Annotated in this window: 16 protein-coding genes and 1 tRNA gene; 4 read left to right on the forward strand and 13 right to left on the reverse strand. The window is 67.6% G+C overall.

All coding sequences use genetic code 11. The annotated features are described in order from the left end of the window. Window positions 1–3 precede the first annotated feature (3 nt). The 4 genes from ACFY3C_RS12360 to ACFY3C_RS12375 all read right to left on the reverse strand — a co-directional run bounded on the left by ACFY3C_RS12360 (window position 4) and on the right by ACFY3C_RS12375 (window position 4,893). The gene (locus ACFY3C_RS12360; protein WP_386579080.1) at window positions 4–1,296 is read right to left on the reverse strand and encodes a homoserine dehydrogenase; all 1,293 of its coding nucleotides are present in this window, start codon (window positions 1,294–1,296) and stop codon (window positions 4–6) included. Between the two features lie 193 nt (window positions 1,297–1,489). Next, on the reverse strand, window positions 1,490–2,881 hold the full coding sequence (gene lysA / locus ACFY3C_RS12365) for a diaminopimelate decarboxylase (RefSeq protein WP_386579082.1): 1,392 nt from the start codon (window positions 2,879–2,881) through the stop codon (window positions 1,490–1,492). 60 nt (window positions 2,882–2,941) lie between these two features. Continuing rightward, window positions 2,942–3,922 carry an ArgS-related anticodon-binding protein NrtL gene (gene nrtL, locus ACFY3C_RS12370; protein ID WP_386579083.1) on the reverse strand — a complete coding sequence of 327 codons (981 nt, stop codon included), beginning with the start codon at window positions 3,920–3,922 and terminating at the stop codon, window positions 2,942–2,944. Window positions 3,923–4,320: 398 nt separating this feature from the next. After that, window positions 4,321–4,893: a response regulator gene (locus tag ACFY3C_RS12375; protein ID WP_390770696.1), complete on the reverse strand. Its 573-nt coding sequence runs from the start codon at window positions 4,891–4,893 to the stop codon at window positions 4,321–4,323. A gap of 153 nt (window positions 4,894–5,046) precedes the next feature. Here ACFY3C_RS12375 and ACFY3C_RS12380 point away from each other — a divergent pair. Next, window positions 5,047–5,118: transfer RNA gene (locus ACFY3C_RS12380), tRNA-Arg, on the forward strand. 569 nt (window positions 5,119–5,687) lie between these two features. Here ACFY3C_RS12380 and infA read toward each other — a convergent pair. The 3 genes from infA to ACFY3C_RS12395 form a co-directional block, all read right to left on the reverse strand. Beyond that, a complete protein-coding gene (gene infA, locus ACFY3C_RS12385; RefSeq protein ID WP_390770697.1) occupies window positions 5,688–5,912 on the reverse strand; it encodes a translation initiation factor IF-1 in 225 nt (74 codons plus the stop codon). Continuing rightward, window positions 5,909–6,700 (reverse strand): GNAT family N-acetyltransferase, encoded by a 792-nt coding sequence (locus ACFY3C_RS12390; RefSeq protein ID WP_390770698.1) that lies wholly within the window; start codon window positions 6,698–6,700, stop codon window positions 5,909–5,911. The genes infA and ACFY3C_RS12390 overlap by 4 nt, the downstream gene beginning before the upstream one ends. Before the next feature lie 205 nt (window positions 6,701–6,905). Continuing rightward, entirely contained in the window at window positions 6,906–7,178 is a 273-nt protein-coding gene (locus ACFY3C_RS12395; RefSeq protein ID WP_390770699.1) for a hypothetical protein, read from the reverse strand. A gap of 233 nt (window positions 7,179–7,411) precedes the next feature. Between ACFY3C_RS12395 and ACFY3C_RS12400 the strand changes: the two genes are divergently transcribed. Then, entirely contained in the window at window positions 7,412–7,690 is a 279-nt protein-coding gene (locus ACFY3C_RS12400) for a hypothetical protein (RefSeq protein ID WP_390770700.1), read from the forward strand. 83 nt (window positions 7,691–7,773) lie between these two features. Here ACFY3C_RS12400 and ACFY3C_RS12405 read toward each other — a convergent pair whose 3' ends face one another. The 3 genes from ACFY3C_RS12405 to ACFY3C_RS12415 all read right to left on the reverse strand — a co-directional run bounded on the left by ACFY3C_RS12405 (window position 7,774) and on the right by ACFY3C_RS12415 (window position 10,899). Further along, window positions 7,774–8,373: a hypothetical protein gene (locus tag ACFY3C_RS12405; RefSeq protein WP_390770701.1), complete on the reverse strand. Its 600-nt coding sequence runs from the start codon at window positions 8,371–8,373 to the stop codon at window positions 7,774–7,776. A 488-nt stretch (window positions 8,374–8,861) separates the two neighbouring features. Next, entirely contained in the window at window positions 8,862–9,620 is a 759-nt protein-coding gene (locus ACFY3C_RS12410; RefSeq protein WP_390770702.1) for a DUF6928 family protein, read from the reverse strand. Between the two features lie 238 nt (window positions 9,621–9,858). Next, window positions 9,859–10,899, reverse strand: coding sequence for a hypothetical protein (locus ACFY3C_RS12415; RefSeq protein ID WP_390770703.1), 1,041 nt, complete (start codon window positions 10,897–10,899; stop codon window positions 9,859–9,861). A gap of 297 nt (window positions 10,900–11,196) precedes the next feature. On the opposite strand from ACFY3C_RS12415, the gene ACFY3C_RS12420 reads away from it, so the two are divergent. Further along, window positions 11,197–11,958, forward strand: coding sequence for a DUF3592 domain-containing protein (locus ACFY3C_RS12420; protein WP_390770704.1), 762 nt, complete (start codon window positions 11,197–11,199; stop codon window positions 11,956–11,958). 162 nt (window positions 11,959–12,120) lie between these two features. On the opposite strand, the gene ACFY3C_RS12425 is transcribed toward ACFY3C_RS12420, so the two are convergent. The 3 genes from ACFY3C_RS12425 to ACFY3C_RS12435 all read right to left on the reverse strand — a co-directional run bounded on the left by ACFY3C_RS12425 (window position 12,121) and on the right by ACFY3C_RS12435 (window position 13,871). Further along, the gene (locus tag ACFY3C_RS12425; protein ID WP_390770705.1) at window positions 12,121–12,444 is read right to left on the reverse strand and encodes a hypothetical protein; all 324 of its coding nucleotides are present in this window, start codon (window positions 12,442–12,444) and stop codon (window positions 12,121–12,123) included. Between the two features lie 179 nt (window positions 12,445–12,623). Continuing rightward, complete coding sequence (locus tag ACFY3C_RS12430; protein WP_390770706.1) at window positions 12,624–12,965, reverse strand: hypothetical protein; 342 nt, start codon at window positions 12,963–12,965, stop codon at window positions 12,624–12,626. 366 nt (window positions 12,966–13,331) lie between these two features. Then, on the reverse strand, window positions 13,332–13,871 hold the full coding sequence (locus ACFY3C_RS12435) for a hypothetical protein (RefSeq protein ID WP_390770707.1): 540 nt from the start codon (window positions 13,869–13,871) through the stop codon (window positions 13,332–13,334). Between the two features lie 476 nt (window positions 13,872–14,347). Here ACFY3C_RS12435 and ACFY3C_RS12440 point away from each other — a divergent pair, with 476 nt between their 5' ends. Then, complete coding sequence (locus ACFY3C_RS12440) at window positions 14,348–14,908, forward strand: hypothetical protein (RefSeq protein WP_390770708.1); 561 nt, start codon at window positions 14,348–14,350, stop codon at window positions 14,906–14,908. Window positions 14,909–14,975: the final 67 nt, after the last annotated feature.

The following is a 14,975-nucleotide window of genomic DNA, read 5'->3' on the forward strand; positions in this document are numbered from 1 at the left end:
TGGTTACTCTCCTTCAACCCGCATGATGCTGGCGACACCCCGCACGGTGTCGAGCTTGCGCAGCGCCTCGACGGTCCCGGTGAGGGAGGCGTCGGACGCTCGGTGGGTGACGACGACGAGGGAGGCCTCGCCGTCCTTGCCCTGCTGCCGAACGGTATCGATCGACACCCCGTGCTCGGCGAAGACGGTCGCGACCTGGGCGAGAACACCCGGTTTGTCCGCGACGTCGAGGCTGATGTGGTACCGGGTGACGACCTCGCCCATGGGCGAGACGGGCAGGGCCGCGTACGCCGACTCACCGGGCCCCGTTGCGCCGTTGAGCCGATTACGGCAGACGGCGACGAGGTCGCCGAGCACGGCGGAGGCGGTCGGGGAACCGCCGGCGCCGGGGCCGTAGAACATGAGCTGGCCGGCCGCGTCGGACTCCACGAAGACGGCGTTGTACGCGCCGCGCACGGAGGCGAGCGGATGGCTCAGCGGAATCATGGCGGGGTGCACGCGCGCGGTGACGGAGCCCCCGTCCGCCGCCCGCTCACAGATGGCGAGCAGCTTGATGGTGCACCCCATCTCCTTGGCCGAGCGGAAGTCGGCCGAGGTGACCTCGGTCATGCCCTCGCGGTAGACGTCGTCCAGGCGCACCCGGGTGTGGAAGGCGATGCCGGCGAGGATGGCGGCCTTGGCGGCGGCGTCGAACCCCTCGACGTCGGCGGTGGGGTCGGCCTCCGCGTATCCCAGGGCGGTGGCCTCGTCGAGGGCCTCCTGGTAGCCCGCCCCCGTGGTGTCCATCTTGTCGAGGATGAAGTTGGTCGTCCCGTTGACGATGCCCATCACCCGGTTGATCTTGTCGCCGGCGAGGGACTCGCGCAGCGGCCGGATCAGCGGGATGGCACCGGCGACGGCGGCCTCGTAGTAGAGGTCCTTGCCGTGCGCATCGGCGGCGGCGTGCAGGGCGGCGCCGTCCTGGGCGAGCAGGGCCTTGTTCGCGGAGACGACGGACGCCCCGTGCTCGAAGGCGGTGGTGATGAGGCCCCGGGCGGGCTCGATCCCGCCGATGACCTCCACCACGACGTCGATGTCGCCGCGTTTGACGAGGGCGGTGGCGTCGGTGGTGACGAGTTCCTGCGCAATGCCCTCACGGACCTTGGAGGGCCGCCGTACCGCGACTCCCGCCAGCTCCACGGGGGCGCCGATCCGGGCGGCGAGGTCGTCGGCGTGCGTCGTCATGATGCGCGCCACCTCTGAGCCGACCACTCCACAGCCCAGCAGCGCCACCTTCAGCGGACGCGTACGCATCATCCGACCTCGTTTCCTCATACCGTCTACGGTTGGACCAGTCTCACTCACCGGACGGCGGTTTCTACCCTTCGTCCGGATCGTGAGACATCTATTTCATGTTGCCGGGACGAACAGACCGAAGAATCTCCGGCCGGTCACCCCTGCCTCGGCTTCTTTGTCAACTTCTTCGTCATCGTCTTTGTCGTCTTCTCTGTCATCCGACATCGAGACGCAGGAGGTCGTCCTCCGTCTCGCGCCGGACGATGACCCGGGCCTTGCCGTCCTTCACGGCGATGACGGGCGGCCGGAGCACGTGGTTGTAGTTGCTGGCCATGGACCGGCAGTAGGCGCCGGTGGCGGGTACGGCGATGAGGTCGCCCGGCGCCAGGTCGGCGGGCAGGAACGCGTCCTTGACCACGATGTCCCCGCTCTCGCAGTGCTTGCCGACGACGCGGGCGAGCATGGGCTCGGCGTCGCTGGTGCGCGAGACGAGGGCGACGCTGTACTCGGCGTCGTACAACGCGGTGCGGATGTTGTCGGACATGCCGCCGTCGACGGAGACGTACGTCCGCAGCCCGTCGAGCGGCTTGACGGTGCCGACCTCGTACAGCGTGAACGCGGTCGGGCCGACGATGGCGCGCCCCGGCTCGACGGAGATCCGCGGCGTCCGCAGCCTGGCCGCCTCGCACTCCCGTGTGACGATCTCGGTGAGCGCCTTGGCGATCTCATGCGGCTCACGCGGATCGTCGTCACTGGTGTAGGCGATACCGAGCCCGCCACCGAGGTCGATCTCGGGCAGCTCGACCCCGTGCTCGTCCCGGACGGCCTTCAGCAACCCGACCACCCGATGGGCGGCCACCTCGAACCCGGACATGTCGAAGATCTGCGACCCGATGTGGCTGTGAATGCCGATCAGTTCGAGCCCGTCCAGCTGCAGGGCCCGCCGCACGGCCTCGGCGGCCTGCCCGCCCGCGAGCGGAATGCCGAACTTCTGGTCCTCGTGAGCGGTGGCGATGAACTCGTGGGTGTGCGCCTCCACGCCCACGGTGATCCGGATCTGCACCTTCTGCCGCTTGCCGAGCGACTGCGCGATATGCGCGACCCGCACGATCTCCTGGAACGAATCGAGGACGATCCGCCCGACGCCGGCCTCTATGGCCCGCTCGATCTCCTGGGCGGACTTGTTGTTGCCGTGGAAGGCGATGCGCTCGGCGGGCATGCCGCCGGAGAGGGCGGTGGCCAGCTCCCCGCCCGAACAGACATCCAGGTTGAGCCCCTCCTCGTGCAGCCACCGCACGACGGCACGCGAGAGGAACGCCTTCCCGGCGTAGAACACGTCGGCGTCGGCGCCGAAGGCGGTGCGCCAGGCGCGCACCCGGCCGCGGAAGTCGGCCTCGTCGAGGATGTAGGCGGGGGTGCCGAACTCCTCGGCGAGCCGGGTGGCGGGAATCCCGGCGACGGTGAGGACACCGTCCTCGTCCCGGCCGACGGTCTGGGCCCACACCTTGGGGTCGAGGGCGTTGAGGTCGGCGGGCGGGGCGGAGTAGTGCCCGTCGGGCAGGACGTCGGCGTGGCGGGGCCCGGCAGGGTGGGCGGAACGACTCATGACGTTGGCTCTCAGACTCTCTGTCTCGCTCCGGGGCTCATGCGTGTCGCTCTGAGTCCCTCAGAGGTGTTCGGGTGCGTCGATGCCGAGCAGGGACAGGCCGCCGGCCAGCACCGTCCCGGCGGCTTCGGCGAGGGCGAGCCGGGCACGGTGGGCGGCCGAGGGTTTCTCCTCGCCGCGCGGAAGCACGGTGGGCACAAAGGGCAGGACGGCATCGGCGACGGTGACGAGATGCCGGGCAAGCCGGTCCGGGCCGCGATGGGTGGCGGCCGCGGTGAGGATACGCGGGTAGTCGGAGAGGGCCGTGAGGACCTCACGGGCTTCGCGGGCGTCGACAGGACCGGGTTCGGCACCGAACCCAAGACGCCCGGCGTTACGGCTGACGGCCCGGACCCGGGCATGCGCATACCGCACCCGGAACAGCGGATTGCTCTCCCGCTGCACGAGATGGTCGGCGGTGATCCGGGGCCGGTCGTGCGGCGCGGGATGGAGCAGGGCCCACTGCGCGGCGTCGGCCCCGAGCGGCGCGGGATCCTCCGGCGCCGGAACCGGCCGCAGATTCACGGGCTCCCCGTGCTGGACCTCACACCGCCCGCCCTGCGTCCCGACGATCCGCACGACCGCATCCGCGACGACCTCGGCGCGCACGTCGTACGGAACCCGGAGCACGACAACCTGCCCCTTCAGAACCTCACTGTGGCCGTACCCACCCCCACACTCACGGATGTCCCGTACGACTCCGGCGGCGAGGTCGGCCTCCTCACCGAGGCTGATGTTGAGAAACCCGGGACCGGTGACGACGACGTCTCTGATCCCCTCGGCACCGACGAGATACGGCCGCAGAATCTCGGCAACCCGCAGAGGCGTCTCCTGAGCCGCCCGAGCGAGCTGGAGCGCAACGTTGGTGGCGTAGTCCCCACACCCCCCGGCCCCCGGCTCGGTCACGACGACCCGCTCCGGCACAACCACATGCAGCTCCCCCTGCTCCACGGCACGCCGCACTGCGTGCAGCACGGTGCGGGAGAGCTCGACGGGGGTCACGGGACAAGCGTAGGGGAGGTGGGGGGTGGGTATGCGAGCTGGTTTATGCCGAGTGGGGTGGGGAGGGAGGCGGGCTGCGGGGGATTCGGGTGAGGTTGCTGGGGCTCGGGGGAACGCGAGGGGGGCCTCTGACTGGAGCTATCCGCCGAAGGGGACCCCATCGACCATTCCATCGACTATTCCGTCGACCACTCCACCGGTCACGCCGCCGACCCCTCCACGGGTCACGCCGCCGGCCACACCACCAGTCAGGCCGCCGACTACGTCACCGGGTCACCGGGTCACCGGGTCACCGGGTCACCGGGTCACCGGGTCACCGGGTCACCGGGTCACCGGGTCACCGGGTCACCGGGTCACCGGGTCACACACCACCATCAGACCGCCGACTACGCCACCGGTCACACACCACCAGTCAGACCGCCGACTACGTCACCCGTGGCCCCGTCGCGCACGCCTCCACTAATCCCTCCACCAATCCCCCCACCGCCCTCACCATCCCCGTCAATCTCCCCATCACCTTCGCCTCGCTCTCCACTCCTGCCTCCGGGCCGCCGCTCGATGAGGTGCTTGACGAGGCGAACGAGTTCCGCGGGTTCGAAGGGCTTGGCGAGGAAGGCGTCGACGCCGACGTCGAGGCCGGTCTCGACCTCGTACTGGGTACACGCACTGATGATGGCGAGGGGAAGATCATGCGTCCGCGGATCGGCCCGAAGCCGAGCGGCGGTCCGGAGCCCGTCCAGCCGGGGCATGACTACATCGAGGGTGACGACATCGGGCCGCACCTGATGCACCACATCCAGACACTCGGCACCATCGGCCGCGGTCACGACCTCAAGCCCCTCCAGCTCGAGGTTGACCCTGATCAGCTGCCGGATGACCTTGTTGTCGTCCACAACAAGCACCCGACCCGACGCGCCTGGCACAACTCGAGAGTAGGTCCAGACCGGCCACCGCGTCCGGGTTTTCCCCACTTCCAACCCCTGCGAGGGACCTGGGCCACCCTGCCCTTGAACCCACCCCACCCCGACCAGGACACCCACCCCGGGAAACCCGTTCCTGATCACCCCGCAAGACCTGCTAGGGTTCTACCCGTCGCCGCAAGCAAGAAGCAAAGCGCCCGACACGCCCCCGTAGCTCAGGGGATAGAGCAACGGCCTCCGGAGCCGTGTGCGCAGGTTCGAATCCTGCCGGGGGCACTCGCCCAGGATCAGCGGAAATCAGGCGCTGACCATGGCGGATGCCGACAGAAGAGGGCGGGAGTCAGTCTCACTGACTCCCGCCCTCTCTTGTTGTCTCTCGATGTTCGCGACACACCTCCGACGCACACCAGGCCGAACCTCATCCACGAAGCCTGATCGCAGTGCTCTGCCGGACGCGTTGAGCCGCCCCTCCACCGATACGAGTCAAGGCCGCCTTCGTCGACGACATCAGAGTCAATGCCCGAACGGCCCGGCCTTGCGTCGTGAAGTACATACAAGCCCGTTTCAAGGCGCTTCCAATCGGTCCCAGAAGCGTCCTGAAACGTTCATGGTTGGGACCCTGAGAGCTCGTAAAACGATCTTGTTGAACGGCCCTGTTCGGCCGTGTCCGGTGTGACGATTCGACCGTTCGGGATGGTGTCACTACCCGGCCGTGGATGGTGGACGATGATGTGTGGGCGCTGATCGCGCCGCCGCGGCCGTGCGAGCCATCATCGGGGCCCCGGTCACGGAAACGCCGTGACCGGGGCCCCAGGATCAGCTACCGCGAAAGGTGCCGACCGCCGCTAGTTCCGGTACCGGAACACGATCCGGCCGCGCGTCAGGTCGTACGGCGGGAACTCCACCAGCACCCGGTCTTCCAGCATGATCTTGATGTAGTTCTTGCGGATCTTCCCGCTGATGTGCGCGAGCACCTGGTGGCCGTTCTCGAGCTCCACGGTGAACATGGCGCTGCGCAGGCACTCGACGACCTTGCCCTCGACTTCGATGACGTTCTTGTTCTTCGTCATCGAACCAGCTCCAGGTTGCTGCTCATCGGGCGGGCGCCGATGCCCTCGAACAGCGCCGAGGCTGCTTGGTTGGACTCGTGGACTTCGGTCCAGGCCTCGGCGAACCCGGAGCGGTGCAGCCTCCCCAGCGCGTGGGCCAGCAGCGCCCGCGCGATGCCGCGGCGCTGCTCGCCGGCCCGGACCGCGACCAGCCCGATGCGCGGCCGGTTCACTGTCACCACCCGGATCAGACCCAGGTAGCGGTCCGGCGCCATGGCCACCGCGTACTTCGACGGGTCGACGATGGTGTCGCCTTCGGGGCGGGGAATTACCTCCGCGGGCATCGACTGCCACCCGACGGCCGCCTCGACTTCGTCACGGATCGCGCGGTCCACCGCCCGCAGCAGACTCTCGTCGGCCTGACCGGCGGGCACGATGGTCACGCCCGAAGGCGGCAGGACTGCTTCGAGCCCTGTGACCCGCGGGTCGGTCGGCACGACGTACTCCCACTCGCGGCGCCGGATCGTGAAACCGGCCCGCCGCCAGCCGGCCGTCAGCTCGACGTCGGCATCGTCGACCACCGTGTACAGCGGCGCCGGCAGTTCCGCCAGCATCGCCTCGGCGAGCCGGTCGAAGGTGGCGTCGTGCCAGGCGTCGATGCTGACGAACAAGCGTCCGTCGGGCCGGTGCTCCGCATGCCCGCGGCCGACCACCAGGTCGTCATCCAGAGCATGCCATTGCCCGTCCGCGACGCGCGTGATCATCACCGCGTTCTCGCTCAGGCCAGATGTGAAAGGCTTCGTGTTCATCGGAGTCTCCCTCCAGGAGTGCCTCGATCTCAGGCGCTCCTGGCGACACCGAACGTCAGCCGCCGGACCGTGACGGGTTGAGGGAGCACCCATGGGTAACTGTGTTCACGGGGCTCACCTCCATACGACGACTTCACGGTCCACCGCGAACGTAGCAGCGGAGCGCTGCCTCGCTCAAAGCCTTTTCCGCGAGCTCGTCACGCGATCATGGTCCGGCCTTCTTGAGGCGTCTACAGCAGCTGAGGCTGCAAGCCAACGAGAGGCAGGAGACGTGGAGTTCGATACGTCGTTCCCAGCGGACCGCGAGGCGTTTGAACTGGTGGAGCAGCGCGAAGGTCTGCTCGACGACGAATGGGGTCTCCCCTGCTCGAGCGAAGCCGAGAGCTTGGGGATGGAGCTTGCCCAGGCCCTCGATGTTCGGGGAGCCCTTGCGGGAGATCACCGGCTGGATGCGGCCGCGTCGCAGCTCACCGCGCACAGTCTTCGAGTCGTACGCCTTGTCGGCCCAGGCTGCACTCCGGCCGCCGTCGGAGCTGGCCGGGTCGTCCGGCGACGGGCGGGATGCCGTCGACGTGTCGATGTTCTATGGGCCCTCCTGCGCGACGGCAGACTCTTCATCCTCCATCCACCCGTCGCCCAAGCCACTTAACAGGCCAGCGCACCCCGCCTAGTTGGCGATAGCCTGCGGACCAAACCAGAAGGGCGGGTCCAGTGGGTTTCGACGCAGAACGATCAGCGCGTATCGCAGCCAAGCAGGAATCCGCCCAGCCCGTCTGGGAGGCAACCCGCGACACAGACGCACTCCAGCAGTTCCTCAAGGACAACGGGTGTCACGGAGTGGAAGCCGTGTTCGTGACCATGAACCTGCTGAACTGCGATCTTGCCGAAGCTCAACGAGCCTTCTTCAACGCCCCATGCCGCGACGCCGAACGCCGCTTCCACAACCACGCCATGGATCTGCTCGAAGAGGCCGCCGACACCGACGCCTGACAGCACCAGCGGCCCAGCAGAGGCCCCTGACTCGGCCATTAAGACTCCACCGACCGTTCTCTTCAGTTTCCGGTTGGCGGGCTTTATCCACAAGCGTCGAGATCTTTCCAGCCTTCTTCCAGCCCCCATTGGAAAATAACATCTCGCGAGGATTCCGGAGCGAAGTAAACCTTTCTGGATGTCTCGACCGGGATTCCGAGATACCCTACCCTCCATTCGCGCCCAACAGGATCTCGGTAGAACATCTCTATCTTCTGATCGATGCGCACGTCTTTTCCGTGCTTACCCAGTTCAAAAGTGACCCTACTGCAAGGAGTCAGCGTTCCGATCTGGAAATTCTGCAAGTTCTTTTCATTGCTATCTTCGATGTTGACGACAGCCGCGTAGGCCGGCTGGAACGATCGATTCTCCACGACCAGTTGGCTTGGCGTTTGACTATTCGTATAGAGGAAGTACCAGTTCACATGCGCTGCGTCCTTGAGGGTGCTTTCTTGCTCACCAGACCGCTGATCGTAGTAAGTAATGAGCGAGAGGGCGAGCGCAGCCAAAGCCATCAATGTAGCGCCAGCAGTGGAGATGGTATTTACCAGCGAATAACTACGCTCGGGCTTCGATGAAGAGCCGACCGGAGGATCTGGCTCCTTATTCCGCCTGGCATTGGATCTAGGACGGGGAATCTGCATCCTAATCTCTCGGCGCAGCGGCGCATTCCGGTTAGGCATGTGAGATATGTACCGAGAAACAGGCTCCGCCACCCGACTGTTCGCTTCAGGCTTAAGGATTCCGTGGGCGATGAACTAGTATCGAATGAACGTCCGGTGACACCGCGCCCCTCGGTGCCGGGATGCTACCTGAACCACTGCCCGGTCTCGGCACTGTTTCACCGACATCCAACGCCGACATCAACGACCACGGACGGCGGTGACAATCGGCAGCCACGTGCGGAACCGGCGCGCGAGGTAGGCCGCGACCACGCCGAGACGAGATCGAACTCCTAATGCGGTGCTCACGCATGAGTGCCCTCCCGGGCCGTCCTCGGGCCGTGGAAGGGCGCTCAATGGTGACCGGCGTCGACAGGTGCCGACAGCTCAGCACCAGTTCAGGACGTTGATCGGTTAGGCGGCCACAGGTCTCGGCCGCCTGTGGTCAGTTGTGGCTGAGCTGAGGTGAGCTACAGGCCGTCGCGCTCGATCAGCGAGCCATCGGGCCCCAGCGTATAAACGCGCGGCGGCTGCATCGCTTCAACCGCCCTCCGTAGCGCCGCTTCCTGCTCGGCACGATCAGGCCCGTGGGGGTCTCGCACGTGGAATCCGTACAACTCGATGGCCTCCGCGTCGACATCGTCGGGCTGCGGACGGCCTTCCTGGATGAAGCCGCAGAGCGCACGCAACGCGTCTTCACCCAGGTCCAAGGGGTGAAAGGGCAGGGCGTAGGGCTCTTCCTCCTCGCCGGGCCACGGGACGATGTCGGCCGGGCGGTCTCCGGCCCAGTAGGGCAGTTCGAAGGGGAGCGGTTCGCCGATGTTCTCGATGATGCCGCTGTCCGGGGACAGGCTCAGGGAGCGGACGAGGCGCCCGTCCTCCCAGACCGCGAACGCCAGCCAGTCGACGACGCTGTGCATCGCGTGCAGGACGAGTCGTCGGCCGGCACTTGCCGCCACGAGGTGTTCCGGGAGCTGGGAGGGGGCGTCGATCATCACCCTCTGGTCGCCGATGACATCCACGCCCGGCCAGCTGGCCGCGTACGCCGTTCCCTTCGAGGGGTAGACGCCGTCCCAGAGATTCGAGCCTCCGCACTCCTCGATCTCCCAGCCCGGGTAGAGCCGCCGCATCATGGCGGTCGTCCGGTCAAGGTCCGCCGCGTCCACCTGTCGCAGCAACTCCGGCACGTCGCCGTCGGCGTACACCAGCAGTCCCGTCTTGGCTCCCAAAGCCCCTCCCCAGAGCGTTGCCCTCGATGGCGAACGCACCATAGCCGCACGCACTGACAACGGAGGCGGCACAGCGCGGCCGCCAGGCTGGGCCGTCCCTGGGCTCCCCGGGCCGTGCGAGGTCAGCCGACGCCGACCGGCAGCCCTGGAAGGCGGCGCGTCCTACGACGGAGTTGCCGCCTTCGTCGTGTCATCCATGAGTGAGCACACAGGTGCCGGTCAGCAGCACGTGTGAGGGTCAAAGACACTCGTTGGGGTCCTCGGGCGGCACGGCCTCCTCGAACCACTTGCTGAACGGGGCGGCGCCGTGCGGGGCACCGTCCTCATGGCCGACGAACTCCCACCCGGGCGCGAACCGTTCGCCCTTGGCGGGGCAGGGTTGGTCCACGAGGATCAGCCGTACGGATCGCACGGTCACGTGGCGGGTCTTCCACCCGGGCATTTCCGAGGGGACTCCGGGGCCGGCGATCTGCGCCCCGTCCCGTGTCAGCGCCGTAAAGGCACTCGTCATCGGCAGCTCGCCGATGCGGCGGGGCAGCCCCACGTGGCCGGAGCCGGTCACCCTGCCGTCGCCATCGACGGAGAGCGTGGTGGTCCAGCCGGAGGTGGGCAGCCCGTCGATCACCGGGTTGGCGGTGACCACCCTCTGTCGCTTATCCGGTGTCGGGGCTGTGGTCAGGGTGGCGTCGGTCTGCCCCAGCGCCTGCAGGACGGGGAGTGCAGCGGCTTTCGCGCGGCTCTCGTCAATCAGCCGCGTGCTCTTGCTGGGGCCGATACCGCCACCCCAGGCGCCCCACTGGCCCTTCTGTACGATGAGCTGATCCCGCGGGGGGTTGGACCAGAAGTCCCCCTGATCCCGCATCCCCGTCACGCCGAGCGCGCGGGCGAGGCGGGCCATCTGCGCCTCGGTGACCTTGCGGTCGGCGCGGTACACCGGGGCGGTTCGCGGGCCTTGCGGCAACGGCTTCTTCACGTGGTAGACGACCTGGACGGGGGGCGGTGTGCGCGGCGAGGGCGTACCCGGACCCGGCTCCCCGGCGCCCGCCCTGCGCGTGTCCCGCGTGGCGGACGCGCTGCCTCCGGATCCACCGGCCGTGCTCGTGCCACCGCCGTCGGACGTCCTGACCAGCCCGTAGGCCGCGCCGGTCAGGAGCAGCAGTCCCGCCACGGCGGCGGAGACGGCCACCCGCGGGGAGCGCCGCCCGACTCGCTTGTCCAGCCCGCCGGTTCCCGCTCCTGGAGCCTCGCCTACCGGAACCGCCTCGTCGTCCGCGCCCATCGCGTCGCTCCCCCGCCCCTGAGATGCGGCCCCTTGAGTGCGACATCCCACAGACCCCGTGGAGCGGGCGTCAAGTCAACGGACAAAGCACCCCGTTGGGTGCGACCGACCGACCGGGCCGTGCCGCTCCTGCCGCTACGGCTACGGCTACGGCTACGGCTACGGCTACGGCTACTTCACCTCGGCGCAGGTGGAGCCCGGAAACGGGCGAGGCCTCTGACATGGGACAGCCAGGTACTACTACAACCAGCGCGGCAGCCGGTGAGTCTCATCTCGTGACGAGGTGTGGAGGCGCAGATGGATGAGCGCAAATCCGTGCTGGGCGGCGGCCGGGACGAGTACGGCTCTCCCGTCGGGTGGAGGGCACTCGCGGTCGCCGTGGCCATCGTGGTGTGGATGGCGTTCGGGCCGCTGGGGCCCTTGTGGCTCTACGCTCTCGGCTGGGCGGTGGCACTGGCTGCAACGGACGGTATCTCCAGGCTGGTCCGCCACCAGGGCTGGGCCGTTCCTTCGCCGGGCCACCTCGTGGCTGGGCTGCTGCGGCTCGGACCGGAATCGTGGCTGGTGGCGCCCCGCTGGGCCAAAGTCCGATTGGCCGCCACGGGTTTCCTGATGTTCGCCACCATGGCCGGAATCATGGGGTGGGAAGCCGGCCAGGAGTACCAGGTGCTGGCGAGCCTCCGGGACCAGGGCCACAGGACCGACGCGACCGTCGTCGAGATCACCAGCCGGTCGGAGGAAGGCTGGGCGACCTCCGTGACCGTCCGCTTCAACACACCGTCCGGTCCCGTGCGCGCGGATGTCGATGTCACGCCCAGCTCGGCAAACAATGCGAAGCCGGGAGAGCACATACCCGTCGCATACAACCCGGTGCGCCCCACCGAGGTCCGCCACGTTGCGTACCTCGACGGACGCGACGCCGACGGAATTCTGCAAGGGTCGATCGTGATCGGGTTGCTCGCGGCGGGTTTTCTGGTGGGGACTACCAGGGAGGTGCTCCGTGCCAAGCGGCAAACGGAGTCGGACAAGACGCCGGGCGCCCACCACCCCAGGGCCTGAACGGCCCGGCGCAACTTGTGATCACGCCTCAATGATTCAGCTCGGTCCTGCCGGCCCGACAGACCACCACGCAGTGATGAGACCCAGGAACGACGAGACCCCTGGACAGGACCATCTTGGCCAGCACGGTGCGCTCGCGGATCTCGTCGGGTGACCCGTCAGTCAGCGGTCGTAGCAGGTGTACGAGCCGTCCTGCCCCCGCGCTGTGGCACTGGAACCCCAGCACTTCAGCATCGGCGCGAGCGTGTACGCCCGGTAGGCAGCCGCGACGAGCAGCAGGCCGCACACCAGGCCCGCGGTGACCTGCAGAACCTCGGATCCCCGGGCAGCCACCGCCAGTGCACAGAGGGTTGCCCCGATACCGAGGACAAGGGCGAACAGCGCAAGCCCACTGAGGTTGTCCCGCAGCCCCGGGGTCGACTCTTGCTCCATCGTGGAGATGAAGCTGAACAGGAGCAGCAGCGCGACAAGCGGCGCACACCCCAAGACCAGACACCCCTTCACGAGCCCCCACCCCTTCAGCTGACGAAAAGCCGGTCCGAGTCGCCGCGCAGCCTACGGCCCCTTGAAGGGGGCCGGAGACCGGCAAGAGTGGGCGAGGCAACTTCGTGTGTGATCGTTGAGGCGGCCGCAGGTCACGGCCAGCGGGGATCAGTTGTGGCTGATCAGACAGGGATCCAGTCAGGCCACTGTGGCGGGACATTACTCACGGGGCAGAGGCCGGAGTCGCCGGGATAGCCGTCCAGCGTCCCTCGGGTCGCGAAGAACCACCATGCCAGGCACACCGTCGCAACAACCACCAGCAGCGTCGGCAGTGAGACGCGGACCGCCGTCGGCGCGCGAAGCACCAGGCGTCGGCCGATGGCCAACGCCACGAGCCCGACGAGTGCCTCGGCTCCCACGACCACGGGGAGCAAGAAGTTGAGTTCGAAGCGTCCGCCGGCGTCGTAACCCGCGTCGCAGTACGCCCGCGCCCAGACGGTCAGCGACCAGGCGACGCCGCCCATGGCAGCTCCGAACAATGCGGAGCCCGCCCAGGGAAGACAGGAGTTGGATCTCGGCTTGGCTGTGTCCACGACACAGCACGACATCAAACACGGCATGCACGGTTCCGCAGTGGGCGGGTGAGTGTCCAACTGCGGGACAACGCCGACAGTCTCACTGGGTCCCGCTCTTTGTCGTTGGTACGCAGTGATCGCGAGCTATCGCAAACGCCGTGGCATCAGCGGCTGACACCAACAGCGGCGGACAGGGCCGGACGGGAGCGGTCTTCGGCGGTCACGACACCGGCGCCGGACTGGCTTTCCTCCTGGCCTGGCTTGCCCCGGTCATTGGAACTCCGCCGTCCGGAGGGTGCGTAGATCAGCTCCTGACTACGCGGGAGGGGCGTAAGGGTTCCCGTCGGACGCCAGCGGGCCACCCCACCGCGCCCCCGGCGGCGGGACAGGAGCCCAGTCCGGGCCCCGGTGATCCAGCCACCACCTACCGATGGTGTGGAACTTCTCCTCGAAGCTGCGATCCCAGCTGAGGAACCCGGTGATCGGCGCCCGCAGGCGGGTACGACGGCCGCCCGCCTCGTAGATCATGACGGTCCGGCTTCCGAAGAGAGACTCGATCTGGATGGCTTGGACGTTCGACCACGGGATGGTCCTGCGGCGGAGGTTGTGCACGATGGCCGCCGACGGCGTGAGAGTGACCCCGAAGAGCCGCGAGGTGATCAGCGCCGCGGGCAACAGGACACCCCACATGAGCAGTGCGGCAAATACCGGACCAACCGGTCCGCCGTCCAGCCAGAACAAGACCTGGAACGCCATGACGACGATGGCGGGCAGCACGGGTAGCAGGCGTTGGAGGCGCGTCAACCGGTAACGGATGCGCTCCGGCGGCACAGCCTCGACCTGCGATTGCCCCATCAATCCCCGCCCCTCACACAACGCAGCCAGCGCCGGCCCATCACCGCCAGGGCAGCATGGCGGACCAGGGGCGCGCTGTCCATCTACCTGCTCTTGGAAGCCGAGCAAGCACTCTGGAGAACTCGTCTGGCCACTTGCCGTGGCCGTGGATCTTGAGACTGACATGGGGCGGAATCAGGGGAATTCAGTAGTGCCAGGGGGTGGGGATGTCCGGCAGGACCATCTCTGTGATCGTTGCGAGCGTTGGCGTATTCGGCACGCTGGCCTCAGCAGTGATTACACAGGCGCCTGATGGAGGCAGCGGGCGACTCGGTAGAAGTTCAGCCGCGCGGCATTCCGGAGCGAACCCGTTTCCGAAGCTCGAAGATGCGGCTCGTGCGTATGACAACGGACATTGCCTTGGCGTACAACAGGCTGGCGTCACCTGCTGTCGCCGGATCAGCGGCGCAGCACACCCTCAACTCCTGGGAGAACGTGTGCTCCTGAGCGATGCGGATGGCCTCTTCGCCGCCTTAGCCGCCCTGAAAATGCCGCGCGGCGAGTACGTCGTGTGCGGGTCTGCCGCGCTCTACGTCCGCGGTCTACGTGCTCGTATGGGAGACCTGGACGTTCTCGCCCGAGGTGCGGCTTGGGAGCGGGCCCTCGCGCTGGGCGCTCCGGAGTCGACGGTCTCGGGATACGGCCTGAGGGTTGTCCATCCGACGGCTTCCATCGAAATCATGGACCGCTGGACCCCAGGCTGGTCGACCGACCGGCTGATCGACGACGCCGATGTCATCGACGGCGTTCCCTTCATGCGGCTCGGAGACATTCTGCGGTGGAAGATCGCGGCTGCCAGACCGAAGGACCACGCCGATATCGCAGCGATCCGTCATCTCCACCGCATCTGGACGGGCGAGGCAGCGCCGCTCTCGCCTCCTTTCTCGGCTGCGCAGGGGCTTGAGCAGCCCGCCGCCGAGGAGGAGAAGAAGGAGAAGGAGACGTCGGCGGGAGGAAGGGACCTTCGCAGTCTCCCAGGTGTCCGGCTGTCCGATTAAAGCCGCCGTGAGGCGTGAGGCGTGAGGCCTATTGGAGGCCACGGGAGTGGCCGACGCCGCCGGAACG

Source organism: Streptomyces sp. NPDC001410 (genome assembly GCF_042895235.1).
In the GTDB taxonomy this organism is placed as follows: Bacteria; Actinomycetota; Actinomycetes; order Streptomycetales; family Streptomycetaceae; genus Streptomyces.